Raw genomic sequence first — 18,783 nt, forward strand, 5'->3', positions numbered from 1 at the left:
TATGACATCTACAATAGACGAAAAAATAACTGTTTTACTAATTGACGACCAATCCATAATTGGCGAAGCTATTTCTCGAATGCTAGCGGTTGAACCAGACATTGTATTTCACTATTGTAGTGACCCTACACTCGCTCTCAAGACAGCTAAAGATTGCAACCCAACCGTGATTTTACAAGACCTTGTAATGCCACAAATGGAAGGGTTACTTTTAGTACGGTATCTTCGTTCCCAAGACTCCCCTACCTGCCATATTCCGCTAATTGTTTTATCTAGTAAAGAAGAACCTGTTATCAAAGCGAAAGCCTTTGAGTTAGGAGCGAATGACTATCTGGTAAAGTTGCCTAACAACATGGAGTTAATCGCCCGCATTCGCTATCATTCCAAAGCGTATATAAATTTTCTCAAACGACAAGAAGCAGAAGCTCTGTTTAAAGAGGAAATTATGCGTCAAGCAGCATATATTGAGGAGGTAGATCGGGTGACATCTGCGGCTTCTGATGTGGAACGCGATGCTTTTCAACCAGATAAATTAACAGAGGTTGCTAAACGTAGTGACGAGCTAGGACAATTGGCACGGGTTTTTACTAATATGGTTAAAACCGTGAAATCACGCGAAAAAGAATTAATAACTGCTAATACTCAATTAGAATCTCTTCTCAAAGCTTACGGACGATTTGTACCTCATGAATATTTACGATTTTTACGAAAAGAAAAGATTACAGATGTCCAGTTAGGTGACCATGTTAGCAAAGTTATGGCAGTGATGTTTAGTGATATTCGCTCTTTCACAACCATCTCTGAAAATATGACTCCTCAAGATAACTTTAACTTTGTTAATGCCTATCTTAAGCGCGTCAGTCCAGAAATTCGCTCTCATTACGGTATTATTGTCAAATTTCTAGGTGATGGAATGATGGCAGTTTTTCCTGAAGGTGCTGATGATGCAGTCGCTGCTGGTGTTGCTAAACAAAAACGGGTTCATGAATACAACGAGCAACGTCTAGAAAAAGGTTACTTACCTCTGCAAGTTGGTATTGGTATTCATGTTGGACATATGATGTTAGGAATGGTAGGTGAAGAAAACCGGATGCAGGGTGATGCTTTTTCTGACAATGTTAATTTAACAGCTAGGTTAGAAGGCTTAACGAAGTTTTATGGTGTATCCTTGCTGATTTCTGAGCAGACATTAGAACATTTAAGTAATTCGACAAAATATCAAATTCGCTTTTTAGATCGAGTTGTTGTTAAAGGACGAAATGAGCCTATTTCTGTTTATGAAATTCTTGATGCAGAAATTGATGATATCAAAATTTTAAAGCTCAATTCTCAGCCTGATTTTGAACAAGCTTTAGATTATTATCGCCAAGGGAGCTTTGAACAGGCAAAGATTTATTTGTCAAAAGTTTTAAGTCTCAATTCTGCTGATAAAACTGCTGATTTATATTTGAGTCGAGTCAATTATCTTTTAGAATCAGATAATATTCTAGAGAAATGGGATGGTGTTTGGCGTTTTACTGAGAAGTAAGTATTTGTGGCTCTTCAGTACTTTAGAGATATATTTTAATCAACTAAATCTTGGGTAGACAGCCAGGGCAAACGCATCTAAAGTACTCTTGATCCCAACCAAGATTAAGACCTAACGAAAAATCAGTATTTCTGGCTTGATTTAGTTTCCAAGGCTCAAAAAGATCACTAAAATCTTTGTCAATAAGTAGGGATTAATGAGATTATTTTTGAGTCTATTGAGAATAGACTCGTCTTGTTGACATGATGCAGCCGCTCTGGTGCGGATGGACGGGGCTATACCATACTCTGTGTCTCGGTTCTAGCATTTATGCCTTATTATACTACTACGAGAGTGACAAAACAGGGTTAAATATGAGGTATTTAACCAGTCCAAACAAGCTCTGCTAGTCATTCCACTTCACCAGCACCCCATCCGCCGCCACCAACCCCCACTGCGGACACTTCGCCACCAGTTTCTTGATGACAATCCTCAAAGCAGGATCATCCGCCCAACATTCCATCAAGAAATCATCCCCAGGATTTTCGCGCCATTGTTCCGCCATCTTGAGCTTTTCCATCCGCCAGGGTCGCACTCTTGATCTCTCAACAACAGCCTCATAAGACCACTTTTCAGGATCGGAGTCAGCCGTCACAGCACAAACGCCTTCACTATGGGCTTTTGGTTCCTGAGAGGACGAGGTGGAATGGCTGTTTTTTGGAACGGCAGGGGCGGCGGAAAGCGTGTCTTCATGAGAGGCGATGCCTGCGGCAACCCCTTCGGGGAACGTATCATCACCCAATTCCTGCTTCTTTTCTACCAACGTTCGCGTAGCGTCTCGAAGAGAAGCAGACAGGCTCGGTTGAGCTTGGTTTTGGGGGTGACTAGGATTTTCCGAATTTACAGCAACGGGCGCGGCGGAAAAATTGTCTTCATGAGGAGTGATCACATCATCACCCAATTCTTGCTTCTCAACTAACAACGAAGTGGATTGACTTTGTTGAGCTTGGTCTTGGTGCTGACTGAGGTTTTCTAAATTTGAATTGGCAGGGGCGGCGGAGAAATTGTCCTCATGACTGATTTCCTGCTCATCACCCAAATCCTGATTCTTTTCTATCAACGAAGCGGATTGACTCGGCACATCATCCACAAGCGTCAGCGTCGTGCAGTCCGTTACCGCAGGTAACTCTTCTTTCTCTTCTTCCACGCTTTTAAGGGTTTGAGGCGACGCATCCCTCAAGGATGCGATCGCCGTCTCATCACCATGCAAATTTTCGTTTGGCGTGGAAGAACTAACTACCTTACCAACAACCTTAGTTGGTTGTTGGTAGGTAGTTAAAGAATAGTTAGAAACGTTGTTAGGTTTCTGGAAGCCTTGCAAATCCTGGGTTTTTTGACCATTCTTTTGGAAATGATCCAAATCAGCGTGGATTTGTTTCACTTCGGGTTGGTTTTGGTTCGCTTCGGCGTGGTTGATTTCCTTCCCGGCATGGACGGCTTTCTCGTCACAAGAATTGGTTTCGCCGGACGTGGACGATTCCCAGTAGAAGCGATTGTAATACCCGTGTAAGTTGCGAACCCGATAGCCAATCAACCCAGGTCTGCCAGAGGGCAATCGACCAAACACTTCCTCAAATTGAAATAAACCTTGAGCCGTCAACGCTGCACCCGCCTTTTGCAATGACTTGTAGGTGAGATTGGTATCCAATTTGTGAGCAGACCCACCAAATTGTTCTGCTGCAACCGAGTCTAACCATAGCTGCTGCACACAAGGCGGTTGCTGCCTCACCCAGTTGATATCCTCAATTGAGATTTTGCAGTGGGGTCGAACTGGTTTTTCTTCTGTGGGTTGTTTGTGGTTGCCTTTATTTTGGCCACCTTTGATTGCCTTTAATGCTGTGGTCATAATTCTTTCCTAAATTTAAACATGACAAGATGGGCGACATAGTTGCAATGCCGCATTCAGCTTTTTTTATAAGGGTGCGAATTTTATTTACTTGTCGTTACTCTGCCAGAACCGCAGTTCATATTTGAAATAGCGGTCAGTCTTTTTGGGCTTGTCTTGCCAATGCTGCCACGCCACCCAAACTTCGTCTCCCATGTCTTCGATGACTTCCCCTTTGGCGTTGTACAAAGCGCAATAAATGTCGGCATGGGCAACAATAGACCCAAGCTCAATCACTTCGCCATCAGAAAAACCAGACTCGGCAGTGGTTTCTTCAGGAACCATTGGTTCCGTAATTTGCAAAGATTCGGCTTTCTCCAAAGCGGTGATTAGTTCTGTTTCTTCAGTGGTCAGTTCTGCCCAGTAGTCGGCTTTGATAACCTCGTATTCTTGAGCCACTTCCAGATAGTCCCACCAGCTACATCCAGGTTTGGACAACACCGCCCGGATGTCGTTAACTGCCTGTGGAAGTAATTGCAATTGCTCGGCTCGATATGCGATCGCGCTTTGTGTTGGTTCACTGCCGAGGATGATTGCAGCTGCTTGCAGGGCTTGAGTGCTGTTTATGGCTGTAGCCAGATTCCCCAAAGCTATACCCATGAGCCTGAGACATTCCTGTGCATTTTCTTTTGGTGGTTCTTCAGCCAGCGATCGCAAATCAATAGTTTGTTCTAGCGATCGTTTAACTTCCCGGTTCAAAGCTTTGGCTGCTTGCTTGGTGAGAGTATTACCCCATTCCTGAGCAGAGCGTTCTTCTACAGCACATTCCAATTCCTGAATACGCTTTTGTAACCGTTGGTTCTGAAGCTCTAACTGCCTCAATCCTTCCAACTCAAACAGCTGATGCTGTAACTTGATGTTTTCTTCCTTTTGTTGCTGAAACAGGTTTTGTAAAGCAGTCAGTTGTTCTTGTACTTGTTGTTCGGCTGTGGCTGTAGCCTCTGACATTAAGCCAATTCTCAAGTCCTGCTCTAGGCGTTCCAATTCCTGCTGGTGCTGTTGTTTGAGTTGTGTGATCGCTTCAGAATATTCTTTGGGGTAAATTCGCCCAATAGTAGATGACTCCGTTACGTCATTACTAAAAGGAGCCAAGTCTGAATTATTGACCAGTTCTCTCTCACCATCAGCAAACGTAACAATCTGCTGCCAGTTGTTCGGTGCGTCTGCTTCTATGGTTCCTGATTCTCTGTATCTTGGATGAGTTGGTGATGTAACCGTGACTGTGGCAGGTTGCGGAACCAATGGTTCTTCAATTTTAGGAACCATTGGTTCCTGAGCTTTCTGGCGTGGTAGCCGAGGAACCACTTTTTGAGCCGCAGCTGCAAAGTCCGATTCGCTGGGTGAAGGATTTTGCTCCAGTGCGATCGCGACAGCCTGTTTCAGCTTTTGTGGTTCCTTGGCCAAACGCAGCAATGAACGGGCTTGACGCTCATTCTTGATGTGTTCGCCCAATTCATCGGCTGTGTCCCTGACTTTCTTCGCCCCTAGCAGTTGGTTGATTCGTCGGTAGCCACCCCAGGCAGATAACTCAGCTTGGCAGTATTCCTCAAAAGACTTGTAGCCAGCTTCACGATACAGTTGTTGATCTCGCATTTCGAGAATTTCATCAACTGCTTGCCATTCAAAACGGTCAATGGCGGTGAAAGTTTCTTTTATGCCGTCGTTGAGAATGCTATAGCTGGGTGCTGATGTTTTTTCGCGGTCTAGTGTCAGCATAATTATTGCCCACTATTGGTAAATGCACGAAAGAAAACAGACAGAAAATGCAATTTAACCAAAGTGAACACTCACACTGATCTTTGGGTTACACCAAAAATATGTCAGCATTATAATAAGCTCACTTTGTTGTCCAACAATCTGAGTAGGCGATCGCATAGCTTGGTCGGCGGCGGTCGCTCTCAATTTTTAGGCTGCTTTGAGTAGATCAAGTTCAGAAGTTTTGTCCGATATTCTCTTGTTACTGTGAGATCCGTCTTTTGCTAAAGGAGGATTTAAAGCAATCCCTTTGTCAATTGCTAATTTCTTTGGTGGCTCACCCTCCTCAAGTAAGTCTCCAGGCTTGCAATCAAGAGCTTCACAAAATCTGGCTGCCGCTTCTAAGGTTAGGGACTTAACCTTATTTTGTTCAATTTTTTGGATGAACTGAGGACTATACCCAGTTTTTCTAGCTAGGTCGTTTTGAGAAAGGCCAGCAGCCTCTCTCAATTTTTTTAATGCAATAAACACAATCATCCTCTCCAAATAATGCTCCTATTATAAGGGGTACTACCAATGGTTGTAAACACATAGGGCTTACACCTATTGGTATTTAAAAAGCTTATGTACAACCAATAGTAGTATTACAAATCTCTATCAGAAAGCAACTACTACCTTATTGACTACTACCAATAGGGGTACTAACATTAAGGGTATAGAGCAAAGCAAATTACCAGCAATTAAACAGCTAAAGAGTTTGCAACCATAGCTCCTTGAACCTTGAAAATTTCATTACAACCAAGACATCCACCACAAACAAGAGCCATCAATAGTTGAGCTTCTGCAACCATCTGTGTCTGTCTTGGTAAAACTCAAATACCACTGGGTTTGAGTTTTAATACGGCTACGCCAAATTTTGATGAGTGCGTTGTGCTAAACCACAACGTTAGTTTGTAAAAAGTCAAAGGCGATCGCCCCTGTCTGGTAAACAAAGCGATCGCCCTTTATCCAAGTGAATGGAGATTCTATTATGACGCACATAACTCATACACAGCAAGAATATTGTGTTGATGAGCAAACCACAGCACAGGCAGAATTTTACAACCACCTCGAAGCACAAGCCAAAGAAGCAACCCAAACTACCGATCCGCTAACATCTCGTGACCGCCGCATCATTGCCGAGATTATCGAAGTAGAGCCAGAATCAATCCGTACGCTCTGGATAGAAGCCGGAATCACTGTTTGGGTGCAATTGGTGAATGGCGGACGGCTACCCTTCGACCGCAACTGGTTTTCCAAAAGAGTTACAGAAGTTAAAGCAACCCTACCCGAAACACCAAGAGAACGCAACGATCGCCTGAGCGATGAACTAGAAACAGCTTGTCAAAAATACGGTTTAACTCACGGAGACATTGACTGGCTCTCTTTCAGCACCACACTATACCTGAATCGTCAGCGTGTAGGGTTTGTTGGGTATAACCTTGAAGGCAAATGGTACAGCAGGTGCAGTCAGTTGGGCGGCAGTCGCACGGCTATCGATATTGATGCGGCGATCGCACTATTAGGGGTTAGACAAGCAGTAGCAGCATAACGCCAACAGTAGAAAAGGCGATTGCTGTTCACTCAACAGCGATCGCCATTACAACGAAAACGATAGAAAAATCATGGCACGAAACAGCTATGTCATTCTTTGAAGATCCAGATTGGAGTGAGTGCTGCGAACCGATACTTTTACCCCCGAATCATCCAAACGCAGAGGTCATCGAAGTTTCAGGTTACACGCTGGTTTACTGCAACGGATTTCGCCCGAAAATCTACCGCGTTTACAAGGGTGAATCAATGCTGGGTTTAGTTTTCCAGCACATCGCCCATTGGACAAACGAGATAGACGAAAAACAGTATGCCAAACCCTTAAACGCAGCAGTGGCACTTGATGATTCGGCTGCAAGTATGACCAGAGTAACTGACGAAAACCTTGCAGCGTAAACAGAAATCAAAAAGTCGCCACACAATCATAAAAATTTGGAGATTAAATCATGAGCATCAGATGGGCTGAGGATGAACTAGCGACCCTTCATGAGATGGCAGAAATGTACACTCCAGAGCAAATAGCTTTTCGGCTCAAAAGAAGAGGTTATTATCGGACAGTATCAGCAGTGAAATCAAAATTACAATCTTTGGGATACTCTGCACGACCTACTTTAGATAACTACAGTTGTCGTGAGATTGCTAAAAACCTTCGTTTGCATTCAAATACCGTGAGGAATTGGGTGAAGCAGGGTTGGCTGAAAGCAAAAAAACGTTCTGTCCATTGTTACCAAGTCAAAAGTCGAGATTTGAAACGGTTTTTCAAGAACCCTCCGCAGTCAATTAGAACGCGGATTTCCCAAATAGATCCACAAGTTATTAGGTATTTGGTGGGTTAATCGACTGTGAAAGTAAAATAAAATTATCCTCCGCTTAACCCTATTATGCTGCTAAGAGAACTTGAACAACAACTGCTTCAACTTGACCAGAATGAGAAACTGTATATTATTCAACTCCTAGCCCAAAGTCTCACAATACAGGATACTCAAAAAGAACAACCAACCAAACTCTCCCAATTTTTTCGTCAATCCCCCTTGGCTGAAGTGGGTGAAGAACTTGACCTGAGCAGAGATCGCAGCCTGACACATGATGCCTTTACGCCATGACTTACCTTCTTGATACCTGCCTAATTTCGGAACTGGTTGTCAAACAACCAAATCAAAAAGTTTTAGACTGGTTAGATGCTCAAGAGCCAGAAACACTTTACCTGAGTGTAATTACAATTGGTGAAATTGCTAAAGGTATCAGTAAACTTCCTACATCTAAGCGTAAAGATTCTCTCTTGACTTGGTTAAATGTAACCTTACCTCATCGCTTTGAACAAAGAATTTTAAGCGTTGATGTCTCAACGATGATGTTATGGGGAAACTTAGTCGGACAACTAGAACTTTTGGGGCGACCTCTACCTGTAATGGATTCTTTAATTGCTGCCATAGTCCTGCAATATTCTCTAACATTAGTAACTCGGAACGAAAATGATTTCGCCGGAACAGGGGTTGTCATCTTTAACCCTTGGTCTGGTTAGTTATTACCCAATCAAAAGCCGAGATTTGAAGCAGTTTTTCAAGAATCCTCCGCAGTCCATCAAGCATTGGATTGCGGCGATAGATCCGCAGGTGGTGAGATATTTGGTGGGGTAGTCAGTATTGGAATATTTGTTGAGGTGAGTGTAGCTCAGGAGCAATTACCCTAAGCTAATCATTGGTTTGCTGCTGCTGTAACTGTTGTACTACTTCTGGGGGTAAGCCTGTTAGTCGAGTAATTAGGTCAATACTCATACCCTCTACCAGCATATTAGCTGCAATTTCACGGGCTTTTTTGTTACGTCCTTGTTCTTCAGCTTCATTTTGAATCATTTGGTAAATAACTGATTCGCTCATGATATCTCTCCTGAATAAACGCCCAATCACTTCTTGATCTAATACTAGCCCAGCCAAGATTGCAGCAGCAGCAGAAATATTACTTTGTGTCCGTCTTTCATCAATTTTATCAACAGCCGCCGCGACTTGTTGTAGTGTACTAGCTTTATTTTCGGTTGCACTTAATACAGCAAAGGGCAACAGTCCTGGAGTTCTCAGAAATATTTCTGGTGGTTGTTCCCACAAACGAATTACAGAAAACTCATGTCGCATCTTTGCTGTTGTAAATGTGGTTTGATACACTTTCTCAGACGAGGTTTTATCCAAATAAATTACTACTTGGTGTATTTGTTTATTTGGATAGCGACGATATATCCGCAAGTAATAATCAGCCATCCGAAAAGGCATATCAGAACAATTCGCAATTCGCAATTCGCAATTTGCAATTATTAATTAGGAGTTAAGGCATGAATCAAAATATTAGTATCACTGATAGAACAAAAGCTTTAGCAATAAGAATAGTTAAGGTTTGTACTTTTTTAAATGAAAAACCTGGAGTTTGTCGAACATTGTCAAAACAATTACTACGAAGTGGAACAGCTATTGGGGCTAACGTTAGAGAAGCCCAGTCTGCACAATCTGATAAAGACTTTTTGAGCAAGTTAGAAATTGCACTTAAAGAGGAGAGAGAAACTGAGTATTGGCTAGAAATATTAATAGAATCAGAGTTGGTTGAGAAAAACAAGTTTGAACTCTTACTTCAAGAAACCAAAGAAGTTGGAAAGATTTTAGTTACATCTACTCGAAAAGTCAAAAACAAAATCAACAAACCCAATTAATTGCGAACTGCGAATTGCGAATTGCGAATTGTTGTTGGGTTTACCTAACAGCCAAGTTGCAAAATCAGGAGAATATAATTCAGCAATCAGTTTACACGTATTGTCAAACATAATTTATTATTTAGTTAAATTTGATGGCGGATTTTTCTCACTTTGAATTAGCTATAATAACTAATTATAATCGATAGTTTAAAGAATTCATCTATTAAAAAATAGCTGCGCTGAAAATCATTAGAAGATTGACTATATTTGTATGGAAATCAAAACAATCTCTGTCACTTATCACCGAAAATTTAATCTAGGTGATTTTGAATCAGTAGAAGTAGGCTGTTCTCTGTGGGGTCAAATAGACCCAGAAGAAGACGCAGATGGAGCAACACAGTTTCTTTTTGAACAAGCCAAGGAATCTGTTAAAAAAGCAGCAATGCCATTAATTAAAGCCTCATCCCACCAAATGAATAAAGCCAGAATGTACAAACAATCTGCACAAAACAATACTACTGATGAACTGGAGAACTTCTAATGAACACTGAAATCAAACTAGGCTTAGGTAATCCACCACTCCCTATTTACCTGTATGTCAATAAATTAGAAATAGATGGACAAGCTTATGGCTGGTATAACTATGATGTTAGTCTTGATAAAAAGACTCCAGTAGCCGAAAGAGCATTAACAGGCTATTTGAGTGAGTTAAGAGTGACTGGTAAAGATTTCAAAGGCAAAGACAATATTAAATTAGATATTGTTGTCTTTGCAGATGATTTATATATCGTCAGAAGTGGGATCGAGACTAACTTTTCAAAATCATTTCTGTTGACTGCATCACTTATAGAAGATTTCTCTAGACCTCTAACAATTGTTGCTACTCCTGGAGAGGAAAACGTCGTGTTCTGCGGATTATATGATGCTCTAACCAAAACCAAAATCCGCCGAGATTGGGATGCAAACGCTGACTGGGCAGGACTATTACAGCAAATTCAGTCAAGACTATTCACCCGTCCTAAATATGATTTAGACGAGGATGAACGAGATCGCCCCGTTGTACAACAACCTTCTTCAGCGCCTACGAAAACCAATACAATTCATCCCCAAGATTTGCGAATCAAACAAATCCGCACATTGACAAATTACCCTATTGATTTAGTCAAAGAGTGGTTGCAGTTTCAAGATGCTTCGGCTCCCAGTCAACTGAGTGTGGCTGTGGTCGATAAGCTGGTGAGGGACATTTGTTTGGCTTGGGCTGCTGACAAGGTTGATTCAAATCATGCCACCAGTTCGTATCAACAGCAGGTGTTAGGAGCGATCGCCTCTGGGACTGATGAAATCCAAGCTATTCAAGCATGGATGAATTATGTTGTGGGGCAAAGAGCAACTGTTAGCTCTCGCTAATTCTAGTTTTTTATAAGACAGCAACAGCTGTCTTATTTTTTTCTTCCCAGGAGCAAGTATGAACAACCGCAATCCAAAACTGACCCAGGAATATCAAGCGAAGTACGACGAAACTAGACAGATTGTGATTCGATATAGCTGCATCAAACGTTCGAGGACGAGAGAATTTATGGAGAATGCGTTGTTGTCAGTAGGTATTGTTTGCCTGTTAAGCACAGCATTTTTAGGGATTGGTGCATTAGGTTGTTGGGGATTTGAAATTATTGGAGCTAACTCTAGCTCTAGCATCATCAATCACTACAACTGGCAAGCTCGAAAGAATATCTGTTTGGGAGGAATGCTGGTCTGTATTTCGGGAGTTTTAGGAAGTGCTTTGTTGAATGGGTGTTTGGAAAAAGAGAAGAGTAGAGGGTGATATTTGTTATGATCACGAGAAATTCAGTCAGCCCTAACTAATCAACGACATCATTAAGCACTTAATGGTTCTGGTTCTGTATCAGCTATTTCCAAAACTCGACGCAACCAGTCCCCAGTTGCAACAGCCGCAGATTGTTTTTGTTGGGCATCAGAGCATATTTCGTCCCAACGGAATAACCAGTGGGTCAGCAAACGACCTAAATCAACTAATTCACAGGCTCGGTCAATATCGTCAGCTTGCACCATGTCAGGAACAGTCCACTCAAGAAAGTATCGACTTTCCTTGATCAGAGCGAGTATTGCTTCCTGGGATAATGATTTGTCAGTCCACAAGGATTGAATTTGTGACAAGTGACCTGCTAAATGATGTAACCGTGTGGAAATATCATCTTGCATGAAAAGTTGTTGTTCTGGTGTCACTTCAATCATATATTTCCCAAGAACTCGATCATAATTTGGGCTACTTTTTCTCTAATGATAGGATCTATTAGCTCCATTGACCGATTTTGACGGGGACGAAGATTGACCATTGACTCGAAAATCATTCTTCCAGTTAGTGGCATGAAACTAGCTGCCCAAATATTTTCTTGTCGGCTGCCATCATCAAGTAAAGCCTGTTCACAGTCATAGTGCAGGTCGCCACCACCAGCTAATACTCGACGCTCAATATCAACTGCGGTTTTGATGTAAAACTTGTGTTCTTCGAGCATTTGCTCAAATTGTTCGGGTGTAGCGCGTGAGCGTAACAGTAAAATCAATCAGTTATCCTCGCTCAAGTTCATGCTTTCCACTTCGAGCTATTCATGAAATTGTTCCCCAAGTTGCAAATGCTTGAGCAAAGCGATGGCTAACTCCAACACAGAATTTTGGTTCCAAGAAGGAAGTTGGTCAAGTACATACTGGATGACAGCTTCAGGTGGTTCATCGGGAAGTGAACCAACTCGCAGCAAAGCATCATTGGTACTTCTAATCATGCGCTCTAATTTTTCTGGTCTACTGCTACCGGGCAGAGTATCCAGTAAAGCCAGGACTTCATTTTTGAGTGAAACATTTTGATAACCAGAGCGTGGCATAGAAAGTAAATCATGGTTTAACAAGTAGAATACATGAGTCAGAATCAAAAAAGATTGAAAGAAGCAATTACCGTTGGTGGCTGATTCAGGTTTTATGCTCCCGGCGAAACTAATAGCACTTGTAGTTCTACTGTCTTATAAATACTGACTCTTGAGTTCTGTGTTTTAATAATACTGTACAGAAGGAGTATTTCTAAGTTAACTTCTATTTCCTAGACTAGTACAGTATTATTAATATAATCACCGAGCAGCAAATTTACGAGCTTTGTCTTGATAAATATCAGGCAATATAAGACAGAGGAGAGAGCCAAAAAATATGAACCTCCTAGATTTCTTAAACAAATGGGCAGGTGACAACACAGAAACCGAACAAAAGCTGAAAGGATTGTTGTCCACTTTTTTCGACAGAGATCCACGCACAATTCGGAACTGGGTCACTAACACACCTCAATATGTGCGCTGGAGCTTGAAAAGGTTAGATAAAGAATGGGAACAATTAGGCAGAATTAACTACGCCATTTTTTTTGAGGAATAGCGGAAATTTTTGTCACGAATTTGTCACGATTTTTTCCGTGCCTAACGCTGAGTTGGGCATATATTTTATATATGAATAGTTCAACGGTTCGACTTTAATAATGGAGTATTTGAATAAAACACAATGTCGAAAATTGTTAAAGATTCAGTCGAAGGACACGATAAATAAATATCTGAAAACTTTGGGCTTATTTGAAAAAACAAAATTTACGTGGGAGGAAATTAAACGAGTGCTAGAAATTCAGACATTTCTAGGACTAAAACACGGAATCAACAGCCTATCTCATTTTAAAGAGATGTCTAGGCAAGAGCTAGAGCAGACATTTGAAAGCTATGGAGTGGATGTAAATGCTCGATTAAATATGCTGCAAAAAATACATAGAGACTCAGTACAGCTAAAACCAGTTTTACACTAAGTCTCTCCAAAAAATGCCCTGCTGATTTTTGAGCAATTACAAGCCCATACACTATCAAGGCAAACATTTGTAAGCTTTTTGCCTTTAATGACAAACTACATTCACTCTGCTGAATTTTTGATAAGTAACCTAAAAAAATCATTGCTAAATCCATAGAGCGTCATGTTACTGAGATACTACATAAGCAAAAGACTTGTCCTGTATGAAATCGGCAGAAGGTTAGCGAGTGGGGTGTCCCTTTTTCAATTTCAAAAGCCCGGAAAATAGGCACTTTTTTTTCAGAATCAGGAGCGAGTGTATTACCAATCGAATAAAAAAGAGTATTTATATATACCTGAGTGGCGGAATGTGTACAGAAAGGAAAAATACACAAAAACATCTCTTGACGGAAAGACTGAAATTATAGAGATAGAAGAAAGAAATCCATCAGGATTGTTAGAATTTTGTGGAGCAATAATCGCAATTACACTCTCAATTTTGACAGCCACTTTAGTTTTGCAAGGCTTGAATCATGCCGATAGTTTTAGAAGAATGGATGAGCGAATCTATCAACCTAAGAAACATTTGTCAGAAAATACGTGGGCAGAGAATTAGTGATCGCACATGGTATGACTGGGAGCATTTAGCGGGAGCGAATTACCCGCAAGGAAAACCTGTGGCGAAAAGAAAATACACGCAGGAGCAGTCCGAAATGCTGCTATGTTTGGCATGGTTACGCAAGCACTTCCCAGGGCGGAAGGTGACATATAGAAGTTTGAGAGACTTCCACAAAAGCAACGAATATAAAATTGATGAAGTACTAGAGAAATTCTGTGAGCAAGTAAATTCAGGTGAACCGTTTGTAGCAGATGAAGTGAAGCAAGAACCCCCAAAAATCGCACTATCTGAAGTCAAGAAGTGTTGCGACCGAATTATGGGGCGGGAGCTTTCTAGAAACTGTTGGGCAGCATGGAAGCAATTTCTGGGTATTGCCAAATACGAACGGTTTGTAGAAGAGGGAAAAGCCTCTTTACTGACCTATATGGCCTGTTGGAGACATGACCATCCCACAAAAAAGTTCCCTTCGGTGAACCGTCTTTACACAATGATGAAAGATTGGTCACGTCGAGCGATGAGTTTTGAAACAGCTTCAAGTGGCAAGATGTGGCATCAATGGCAGATGAGGGGGTGTTTGGGCAAAGATTTAGTCAAATACCTGGCGGCTTATGGGTATAAAGTCTCGATACGCACATTGTATAAGTGGGGAGAGTTTAGCCAGCGCAGACACTATTCCCCCTCAGAATTGCGGAAATGGAAAAACTTAGCATCTCAAAAAAGGAGAATTGCATGATCCGACTATTCGATAAATTTAACAACGTTTTAGCCTCAACAATTAATTTTGTGTTGGGCGGAGAATATTGCCACTATTGTTAAGCAAGGAGAGAGTATGAGAAAAGTAACAGAATTGACAGTATCTACAGTGCCAGTAGAAACAGCACCAACGGTACAGACAAAATCAATTACCAAACGAAGAAAGTCAGAAATTACCCATCAAGACAAAGCATTTGCCCAAGCGTTTGAAGAGTTAGAGATTGCTTTTGATTTTGATTTGAGAATGGCAATCATTCAAAGGCTGACACAGGATAAAGAAGTGATCCTGCAATATGTCGATAAAGAGCGCCAAATCTCGGAAGCACTTGAGTTGGCAAAGATGGAAGCCATAAAAAAAGCCCGTGAAGAAGGTAAACAACGGGCTAGGGAAAAGATGGCGCACCAAAAAGCCCAAGAAAAGGCAGTAGCACAACAGCATTTTATTGATGTGGAGTTAGAACAGCTTCTTGACAGTTGTGACTACCTGCCATTTGAAACAATGAAAGAAACTATCAACACGTTTGCAGCTCGTATGGGCGTTACTTTGGAATGGAAGGAATTGGAAGATGGACAATTCGAGTGCATCCCCAGCATCGCCTGAAATACTAGATTTCATTGATTCGGTCAAACAGGGGCGAGGAATAGCAAATATTACTGAACTGATCAGTGAGGAAGTGCAGCGCCAAATCGAAGCCCAACTCTATGATTTCCAACAAGCTATAGCGCAATCAAACTTGGCAGCAATAGAGGTGATGTCCGAGGAGTTACAGAGGATTAAATCAGAATCGGCAACACTCAGTGGGGTAATGGGGCGACTAGCAACTGCCGTCGCCCCCGACTTGCCACCAACAGGGGATGAAGTTGTGAGCTTTCAACAAGCAATTAACAACTTAGAGAAATACGGCAACATCATTCCCTCAAGTGCTGATATTGCGGCGGCTCAAAGAAGGATAAAAAACCATCACGCATGGTCATTGGTGTGGCAGTCACTAATCAAAATGTTGATTAAACAATTGGAGAAGAAATTTTGCAAACAGCCTACTTCCACAGAGCCTACTGGAGCTACGAAAACAATGTAGGGATAGCCAAAATCCATTATCCCGACTTAGGAATATTTGCTCTGTTGTTTGAGAATGGCGTTCCGATAATTAATGTCAACTTTTTAGATAGGAATGAATTTTCTTATTATTGGCAGAAGTATCAAAAATCTGGAATAAGTTTACATTTCGGGCTAAAAATTGGTATTGATACTGAATTGACTAGGGTAATCCAAAAAGAAAACATTTTCATTTTTCCTGAGATTAACTTAGAGGTCAAGCTAGAGAGTACATCTCGTTATTTTCGTCCACTAAATCGGGAGTGGATTCCATTCCAAGATGATGTGTTTGTAGAGTATCAACCTTGTGATTCATTAATTGATGTAAAGTAGTTATGGTAAAAAATTCAAAATCAGAATCGTCAACAGATGGAGCGTTAACTCTGTCTGATTTAAGTGGTGATGTCAGTAAAGCACTTGTATTGCCTGATTCTCACTTCGGATTAGAATCGGGCGTATGGGCAAATGCACAACGCATTGCTGATATGTTGCCTGTTAGCATCAAAGTTTTTGGTGACTTAAGCGAAGAAGATGTAGCCGAAGCTTTGGATAAAGCTAAGGGTGCAGAATTTCAAGCTAAAAATTGGGCAGAATACTCCACAGCTACTAGTCGCTATCTCAAAGCTTTATACAAAGTCAAAGAGAAGCAAGCCGAGGTAAGTGAAAATGTAGCTGAAGCTAGAGTGCAACACGCCGAATTAGAGAAGAATTTATCTACTAATTTAGCTAATTTAGAATCCAAATTTAGACAGATAATTGGTAATTCTCGTTCACAAATCGCTGGTGTTCAAGATGATTTGGGGATTAACTTAGGTAAGATTTCCTCTCAATATTCCGAAGGTAAAGCTAAAAAGCAGCAGAAATTGACCGAAGAAACCACCAAAAAAGAACCTACTCCTTATGAAGAACAAACTAGTAATTTAGTCACTCGATTTCAAGAACTTAGGAATGCTAGATATTCAGGCACTCCAGGTATTACTCAACGAATTAAACAGTCCCAATAATGTCAGAAATTTGCAAATTACTAATTTGGATATGTGGATTTACTATTTCTAGCGCACTCGCTCAACTAATTAGTTTATTGCCTTGGTCTTTTTTGGTGATAGGGGTAACAGCAGTCATCACTTATTCTCAAGGTAAAAGCAGTGAGTCAAAACTGTTACAAGTCATCGCTATTGGATTAACCTTTGGGTGGTGCAGATGTTATTTCTTTGGTTAAAAATTGGTGTAGCTGGATTAACTGCTTTAGGCTTATCTCTCACAGCTAATCCCAAAAATTTGAATCTGTTTATCCCATCTAATATGTGCGCGATCTCACTCGCTAGTTATGCTGGCATATCTTTGAGAAAATTGCAGAAGCACTATGAAGATTGTGAGCGCGTTGATGATATGCTTTCTGCTCTCAAGGATACTCAAGCAACTGAACAATTGCAGTATCTTTCTTCAGCCGCCGAACGCAAACGTCAATATGAAGAAGCTGACAAAGATACCGAAAGACAGCTTAATTTACTGCAACAAACAGCCCCACTATTTAGTGAAGTGCTGGCATTGACAGGGCAGAACGGTGCTGTTAGTCGCATGGCGTTGGGGATGATTCAAAATGGCGAACCTTTGGGCAATGTGTTGTTAGCTACATCTGATGCTGAAATGCAATTAGAACAAGCAAAACTGCAAGCTCAAATTCATACTCGGCAATTGGAACTGCAAGCCCAACAAGCAATTAAAAATGCTCATGCTGAAGTAGTTACTAATGCTCCTACTCCCATAACAGCATCAACACCCTTACCCCAATCCCCTAAAATCGAGAGTTTAGAAAAAGCAGCAAAAGTTGCGGGTTTTCAAACTAATTGCATCCGCGTTGACACTGCACCCAGTTATGAACGGCTAATTTTCTCCATGAAAACGGAGGATTTTAATTCCCTTCCCAAATTTAAGGCCGCAGCTAAACTTTCACTCGGAGTTACTACTAGTGATTTTCCCTGTTATATTTATGGGCCTGAGCAAATTGCCGTCGAAGTCCCATTAAAACCAGAACAACGCACTTACTACGATTTTCCCTCAAGGCACTGGCAATCAGGAGAACGCCAGGTTGTTCTGGGTCAATCCTTGGATGGTGAAGTTGTTATCGATCTGGCGAGTGAAGACACTCCCCAATTACTGGTAGTTGGGACAACTGGCTCCGGCAAATCCAACTTCTTTCGTTGTGCGGCTTACTGTTTACTCATGCAAGATGCGCGGGTGGAGGTCTGCGGCGGTAAAGTCAGCGACTACGAAGACTTTGCTCAAAGATTCCCCAGCATCACTATGAACGACATGGGCAAAACTTTCGAGTTTGTCGGGGAGTATTACACTGAGTGCGATCGCCGGAACAAAATGACCAAGGCCGAATTAGCCCAAGAACTGCCTTGGATACTTTTCATTGATGAATACAAAGGCACTGTTCCTCTAGATGAAAAACTCCGCAAAACTTACGATCAGCAATTGTGTGAGGTTGGTCGGCGGGGACGAGGGCTAAAAGTTCATGTGGTGATTGGCTTACAGCGTGGGGCTAAGAGAGGGAAAGAAGACCCTCAAGGATTACCACCAGACTTACGAGATAACCTACCAGGTCGAATTGCATTCCGTTGTGTTGACGCTGTTAGTGGTCGCATGGTGTTGATGCGCCGGGGTGAAGCTGTCACTGCATTGCAAGGGCGTGGCGACGGCATTGTGCAATCTGGTTTATTAGACAAGCGTTTTCAGGCTTACAGATTTGAAACAATTCCAAATTAGGGGTGTAGGGGTGTAAGAGAAAGAACTTAAACCAAATAATAATACTTATAAATCAACTCTCTCCCCTACACCCCATACCCCTACACCCAGTTACAGCAAGAGTTTCACGGTTTCTTACGGAAAATTGTTATTACTTTTAATCCGTGCATTGGAAAACAAAAATAAGTGAATTAGCAATAGAGTTGTTGGGAAATAACTGAGAGTTGCGTTGAAATTCTGATCCCTGTGGTTTTTGATGTAATTTTTATGCTGCCATCAAGTAGAAGTTCCATAATCCAGCAGCAGTCAACATTAAATGATCGTC

General features: G+C 41.5%; 26 protein-coding genes. 18 read left to right on the plus strand and 8 right to left on the minus strand.

Going from position 1 to position 18,783, the window contains the following annotated elements:
* The first annotated feature begins 1 nt into the window (after nt 1).
* A complete protein-coding gene (locus IQ244_RS26765; RefSeq protein WP_228059181.1) occupies nt 2–1,528 on the plus strand; it encodes an adenylate/guanylate cyclase domain-containing protein in 1,527 nt (508 codons plus the stop codon).
* Between the two features lie 385 nt (nt 1,529–1,913).
* On the opposite strand, the gene IQ244_RS26770 is transcribed toward IQ244_RS26765, so the two are convergent.
* The 3 genes from IQ244_RS26770 to IQ244_RS26780 all read right to left on the minus strand — a co-directional run bounded on the left by IQ244_RS26770 (nt 1,914) and on the right by IQ244_RS26780 (nt 5,684).
* Nucleotides 1,914–3,413 (minus strand): hypothetical protein, encoded by a 1,500-nt coding sequence (locus tag IQ244_RS26770; RefSeq protein WP_193899721.1) that lies wholly within the window; start codon nt 3,411–3,413, stop codon nt 1,914–1,916.
* Between the two features lie 87 nt (nt 3,414–3,500).
* Nucleotides 3,501–5,168: a hypothetical protein gene (locus IQ244_RS26775; RefSeq protein WP_193899672.1), complete on the minus strand. Its 1,668-nt coding sequence runs from the start codon at nt 5,166–5,168 to the stop codon at nt 3,501–3,503.
* Nucleotides 5,169–5,357: 189 nt separating this feature from the next.
* The gene (locus IQ244_RS26780) at nt 5,358–5,684 is read right to left on the minus strand and encodes a helix-turn-helix domain-containing protein (protein WP_190676181.1); all 327 of its coding nucleotides are present in this window, start codon (nt 5,682–5,684) and stop codon (nt 5,358–5,360) included.
* A 493-nt stretch (nt 5,685–6,177) separates the two neighbouring features.
* On the opposite strand from IQ244_RS26780, the gene IQ244_RS26785 reads away from it, so the two are divergent.
* The 5 genes from IQ244_RS26785 to IQ244_RS26805 all read left to right on the plus strand — a co-directional run bounded on the left by IQ244_RS26785 (nt 6,178) and on the right by IQ244_RS26805 (nt 8,259).
* Nucleotides 6,178–6,738 carry a hypothetical protein gene (locus IQ244_RS26785; RefSeq protein WP_193899674.1) on the plus strand — a complete coding sequence of 187 codons (561 nt, stop codon included), beginning with the start codon at nt 6,178–6,180 and terminating at the stop codon, nt 6,736–6,738.
* A gap of 89 nt (nt 6,739–6,827) precedes the next feature.
* Complete coding sequence (locus IQ244_RS26790) at nt 6,828–7,133, plus strand: hypothetical protein (protein WP_193899676.1); 306 nt, start codon at nt 6,828–6,830, stop codon at nt 7,131–7,133.
* Nucleotides 7,134–7,183: 50 nt separating this feature from the next.
* Complete coding sequence (locus tag IQ244_RS26795) at nt 7,184–7,573, plus strand: hypothetical protein (protein ID WP_228059182.1); 390 nt, start codon at nt 7,184–7,186, stop codon at nt 7,571–7,573.
* Nucleotides 7,574–7,618: 45 nt separating this feature from the next.
* Nucleotides 7,619–7,840, plus strand: coding sequence for a hypothetical protein (locus tag IQ244_RS26800; protein WP_193899678.1), 222 nt, complete (start codon nt 7,619–7,621; stop codon nt 7,838–7,840).
* Complete coding sequence (locus IQ244_RS26805; protein WP_190593368.1) at nt 7,837–8,259, plus strand: type II toxin-antitoxin system VapC family toxin; 423 nt, start codon at nt 7,837–7,839, stop codon at nt 8,257–8,259. The genes IQ244_RS26800 and IQ244_RS26805 overlap by 4 nt, the downstream gene beginning before the upstream one ends.
* 169 nt (nt 8,260–8,428) lie before the next feature.
* On the opposite strand, the gene IQ244_RS26810 is transcribed toward IQ244_RS26805, so the two are convergent.
* The gene (locus tag IQ244_RS26810; RefSeq protein WP_228059183.1) at nt 8,429–9,025 is read right to left on the minus strand and encodes a hypothetical protein; all 597 of its coding nucleotides are present in this window, start codon (nt 9,023–9,025) and stop codon (nt 8,429–8,431) included.
* Between the two features lie 35 nt (nt 9,026–9,060).
* Between IQ244_RS26810 and IQ244_RS26815 the strand changes: the two genes are divergently transcribed.
* The 4 genes from IQ244_RS26815 (at nt 9,061) to IQ244_RS26830 (ending at nt 11,236) form a co-directional block, all read left to right on the plus strand.
* Nucleotides 9,061–9,432 (plus strand): four helix bundle protein, encoded by a 372-nt coding sequence (locus IQ244_RS26815; protein WP_193899680.1) that lies wholly within the window; start codon nt 9,061–9,063, stop codon nt 9,430–9,432.
* 253 nt (nt 9,433–9,685) lie between these two features.
* Entirely contained in the window at nt 9,686–9,955 is a 270-nt protein-coding gene (locus IQ244_RS26820) for a hypothetical protein (RefSeq protein ID WP_193899682.1), read from the plus strand.
* Entirely contained in the window at nt 9,955–10,821 is an 867-nt protein-coding gene (locus tag IQ244_RS26825) for a hypothetical protein (RefSeq protein ID WP_193899683.1), read from the plus strand. Before IQ244_RS26820 ends, IQ244_RS26825 begins: the two co-directional genes overlap by 1 nt.
* Nucleotides 10,822–10,879: 58 nt before the next feature.
* Nucleotides 10,880–11,236 (plus strand): hypothetical protein, encoded by a 357-nt coding sequence (locus tag IQ244_RS26830; RefSeq protein WP_193899685.1) that lies wholly within the window; start codon nt 10,880–10,882, stop codon nt 11,234–11,236.
* A gap of 53 nt (nt 11,237–11,289) precedes the next feature.
* Here the strand turns inward: IQ244_RS26830 and IQ244_RS26835 are convergent, their stop codons facing one another.
* The 3 genes from IQ244_RS26835 to IQ244_RS26845 are packed head-to-tail and all read right to left on the minus strand — an operon-like array spanning nt 11,290 to nt 12,311.
* Entirely contained in the window at nt 11,290–11,667 is a 378-nt protein-coding gene (locus IQ244_RS26835; protein WP_193899687.1) for a hypothetical protein, read from the minus strand.
* Nucleotides 11,664–11,996, minus strand: coding sequence for a DUF5674 family protein (locus IQ244_RS26840; RefSeq protein WP_228059184.1), 333 nt, complete (start codon nt 11,994–11,996; stop codon nt 11,664–11,666). Before IQ244_RS26840 ends, IQ244_RS26835 begins: the two co-directional genes overlap by 4 nt.
* 39 nt (nt 11,997–12,035) lie before the next feature.
* On the minus strand, nt 12,036–12,311 hold the full coding sequence (locus IQ244_RS26845; RefSeq protein WP_193899689.1) for a hypothetical protein: 276 nt from the start codon (nt 12,309–12,311) through the stop codon (nt 12,036–12,038).
* Between the two features lie 316 nt (nt 12,312–12,627).
* Here IQ244_RS26845 and IQ244_RS26850 point away from each other — a divergent pair, with 316 nt between their 5' ends.
* Nucleotides 12,628–12,846, plus strand: coding sequence for a hypothetical protein (locus IQ244_RS26850; protein ID WP_193899691.1), 219 nt, complete (start codon nt 12,628–12,630; stop codon nt 12,844–12,846).
* 299 nt (nt 12,847–13,145) lie between these two features.
* On the opposite strand, the gene IQ244_RS26855 is transcribed toward IQ244_RS26850, so the two are convergent.
* Complete coding sequence (locus tag IQ244_RS26855; RefSeq protein WP_193899693.1) at nt 13,146–13,415, minus strand: hypothetical protein; 270 nt, start codon at nt 13,413–13,415, stop codon at nt 13,146–13,148.
* 140 nt (nt 13,416–13,555) lie between these two features.
* On the opposite strand from IQ244_RS26855, the gene IQ244_RS32755 reads away from it, so the two are divergent.
* The 7 genes from IQ244_RS32755 to IQ244_RS26885 all read left to right on the plus strand — a co-directional run bounded on the left by IQ244_RS32755 (nt 13,556) and on the right by IQ244_RS26885 (nt 18,479).
* Nucleotides 13,556–13,855 (plus strand): hypothetical protein, encoded by a 300-nt coding sequence (locus IQ244_RS32755; protein WP_228059185.1) that lies wholly within the window; start codon nt 13,556–13,558, stop codon nt 13,853–13,855.
* Nucleotides 13,856–13,952: 97 nt separating this feature from the next.
* Nucleotides 13,953–14,591 (plus strand): hypothetical protein, encoded by a 639-nt coding sequence (locus tag IQ244_RS26860; RefSeq protein ID WP_228059186.1) that lies wholly within the window; start codon nt 13,953–13,955, stop codon nt 14,589–14,591.
* Between the two features lie 96 nt (nt 14,592–14,687).
* Nucleotides 14,688–15,212: a hypothetical protein gene (locus IQ244_RS26865; RefSeq protein ID WP_193899697.1), complete on the plus strand. Its 525-nt coding sequence runs from the start codon at nt 14,688–14,690 to the stop codon at nt 15,210–15,212.
* Nucleotides 15,178–15,690, plus strand: coding sequence for a hypothetical protein (locus IQ244_RS26870; protein ID WP_193899699.1), 513 nt, complete (start codon nt 15,178–15,180; stop codon nt 15,688–15,690). The genes IQ244_RS26865 and IQ244_RS26870 overlap by 35 nt, the downstream gene beginning before the upstream one ends.
* The gene (locus IQ244_RS26875) at nt 15,639–16,040 is read left to right on the plus strand and encodes a hypothetical protein (protein WP_193899701.1); all 402 of its coding nucleotides are present in this window, start codon (nt 15,639–15,641) and stop codon (nt 16,038–16,040) included. The genes IQ244_RS26870 and IQ244_RS26875 overlap by 52 nt, the downstream gene beginning before the upstream one ends.
* Before the next feature lie 2 nt (nt 16,041–16,042).
* The gene (locus tag IQ244_RS26880; protein WP_193899703.1) at nt 16,043–16,711 is read left to right on the plus strand and encodes a hypothetical protein; all 669 of its coding nucleotides are present in this window, start codon (nt 16,043–16,045) and stop codon (nt 16,709–16,711) included.
* A 196-nt stretch (nt 16,712–16,907) separates the two neighbouring features.
* Complete coding sequence (locus IQ244_RS26885; protein WP_193899705.1) at nt 16,908–18,479, plus strand: hypothetical protein; 1,572 nt, start codon at nt 16,908–16,910, stop codon at nt 18,477–18,479.
* Nucleotides 18,480–18,783: the final 304 nt, after the last annotated feature.

The organism is Nostoc sp. LEGE 06077, from assembly GCF_015207705.1.
Classification (GTDB): domain Bacteria; phylum Cyanobacteriota; class Cyanobacteriia; order Cyanobacteriales; family Nostocaceae; genus Nostoc_B.

What these genes read in the sequence shown, in the direction of transcription:
- IQ244_RS26800 (WP_193899678.1), top strand. Translation starts at nt 7,619, where the DNA reads ATGCTGCTAAGAGAACTTGAACAACAACTGCTTCAACTTGACCAGAAT.
- IQ244_RS26775 (WP_193899672.1), bottom strand. Translation starts at nt 5,168, where the DNA reads ATGCTGACACTAGACCGCGAAAAAACATCAGCACCCAGCTATAGCATT.
- IQ244_RS26865 (WP_193899697.1), top strand. Translation starts at nt 14,688, where the DNA reads ATGAGAAAAGTAACAGAATTGACAGTATCTACAGTGCCAGTAGAAACA.
- IQ244_RS26795 (WP_228059182.1), top strand. Translation starts at nt 7,184, where the DNA reads ATGAGCATCAGATGGGCTGAGGATGAACTAGCGACCCTTCATGAGATG.
- IQ244_RS26870 (WP_193899699.1), top strand. Translation starts at nt 15,178, where the DNA reads ATGGACAATTCGAGTGCATCCCCAGCATCGCCTGAAATACTAGATTTC.
- IQ244_RS26785 (WP_193899674.1), top strand. Translation starts at nt 6,178, where the DNA reads ATGACGCACATAACTCATACACAGCAAGAATATTGTGTTGATGAGCAA.
- IQ244_RS26765 (WP_228059181.1), top strand. Translation starts at nt 2, where the DNA reads ATGACATCTACAATAGACGAAAAAATAACTGTTTTACTAATTGACGAC.
- IQ244_RS26820 (WP_193899682.1), top strand. Translation starts at nt 9,686, where the DNA reads ATGGAAATCAAAACAATCTCTGTCACTTATCACCGAAAATTTAATCTA.
- IQ244_RS26855 (WP_193899693.1), bottom strand. Translation starts at nt 13,415, where the DNA reads ATGGATTTAGCAATGATTTTTTTAGGTTACTTATCAAAAATTCAGCAG.
- IQ244_RS26805 (WP_190593368.1), top strand. Translation starts at nt 7,837, where the DNA reads ATGACTTACCTTCTTGATACCTGCCTAATTTCGGAACTGGTTGTCAAA.
- IQ244_RS26780 (WP_190676181.1), bottom strand. Translation starts at nt 5,684, where the DNA reads ATGATTGTGTTTATTGCATTAAAAAAATTGAGAGAGGCTGCTGGCCTT.
- IQ244_RS26825 (WP_193899683.1), top strand. Translation starts at nt 9,955, where the DNA reads ATGAACACTGAAATCAAACTAGGCTTAGGTAATCCACCACTCCCTATT.
- IQ244_RS26850 (WP_193899691.1), top strand. Translation starts at nt 12,628, where the DNA reads ATGAACCTCCTAGATTTCTTAAACAAATGGGCAGGTGACAACACAGAA.
- IQ244_RS26770 (WP_193899721.1), bottom strand. Translation starts at nt 3,413, where the DNA reads ATGACCACAGCATTAAAGGCAATCAAAGGTGGCCAAAATAAAGGCAAC.
- IQ244_RS26880 (WP_193899703.1), top strand. Translation starts at nt 16,043, where the DNA reads ATGGTAAAAAATTCAAAATCAGAATCGTCAACAGATGGAGCGTTAACT.
- IQ244_RS26815 (WP_193899680.1), top strand. Translation starts at nt 9,061, where the DNA reads ATGAATCAAAATATTAGTATCACTGATAGAACAAAAGCTTTAGCAATA.
- IQ244_RS26830 (WP_193899685.1), top strand. Translation starts at nt 10,880, where the DNA reads ATGAACAACCGCAATCCAAAACTGACCCAGGAATATCAAGCGAAGTAC.
- IQ244_RS26835 (WP_193899687.1), bottom strand. Translation starts at nt 11,667, where the DNA reads ATGATTGAAGTGACACCAGAACAACAACTTTTCATGCAAGATGATATT.
- IQ244_RS26845 (WP_193899689.1), bottom strand. Translation starts at nt 12,311, where the DNA reads ATGCCACGCTCTGGTTATCAAAATGTTTCACTCAAAAATGAAGTCCTG.
- IQ244_RS26860 (WP_228059186.1), top strand. Translation starts at nt 13,953, where the DNA reads ATGCTGCTATGTTTGGCATGGTTACGCAAGCACTTCCCAGGGCGGAAG.
- IQ244_RS26790 (WP_193899676.1), top strand. Translation starts at nt 6,828, where the DNA reads ATGTCATTCTTTGAAGATCCAGATTGGAGTGAGTGCTGCGAACCGATA.
- IQ244_RS26885 (WP_193899705.1), top strand. Translation starts at nt 16,908, where the DNA reads ATGTTATTTCTTTGGTTAAAAATTGGTGTAGCTGGATTAACTGCTTTA.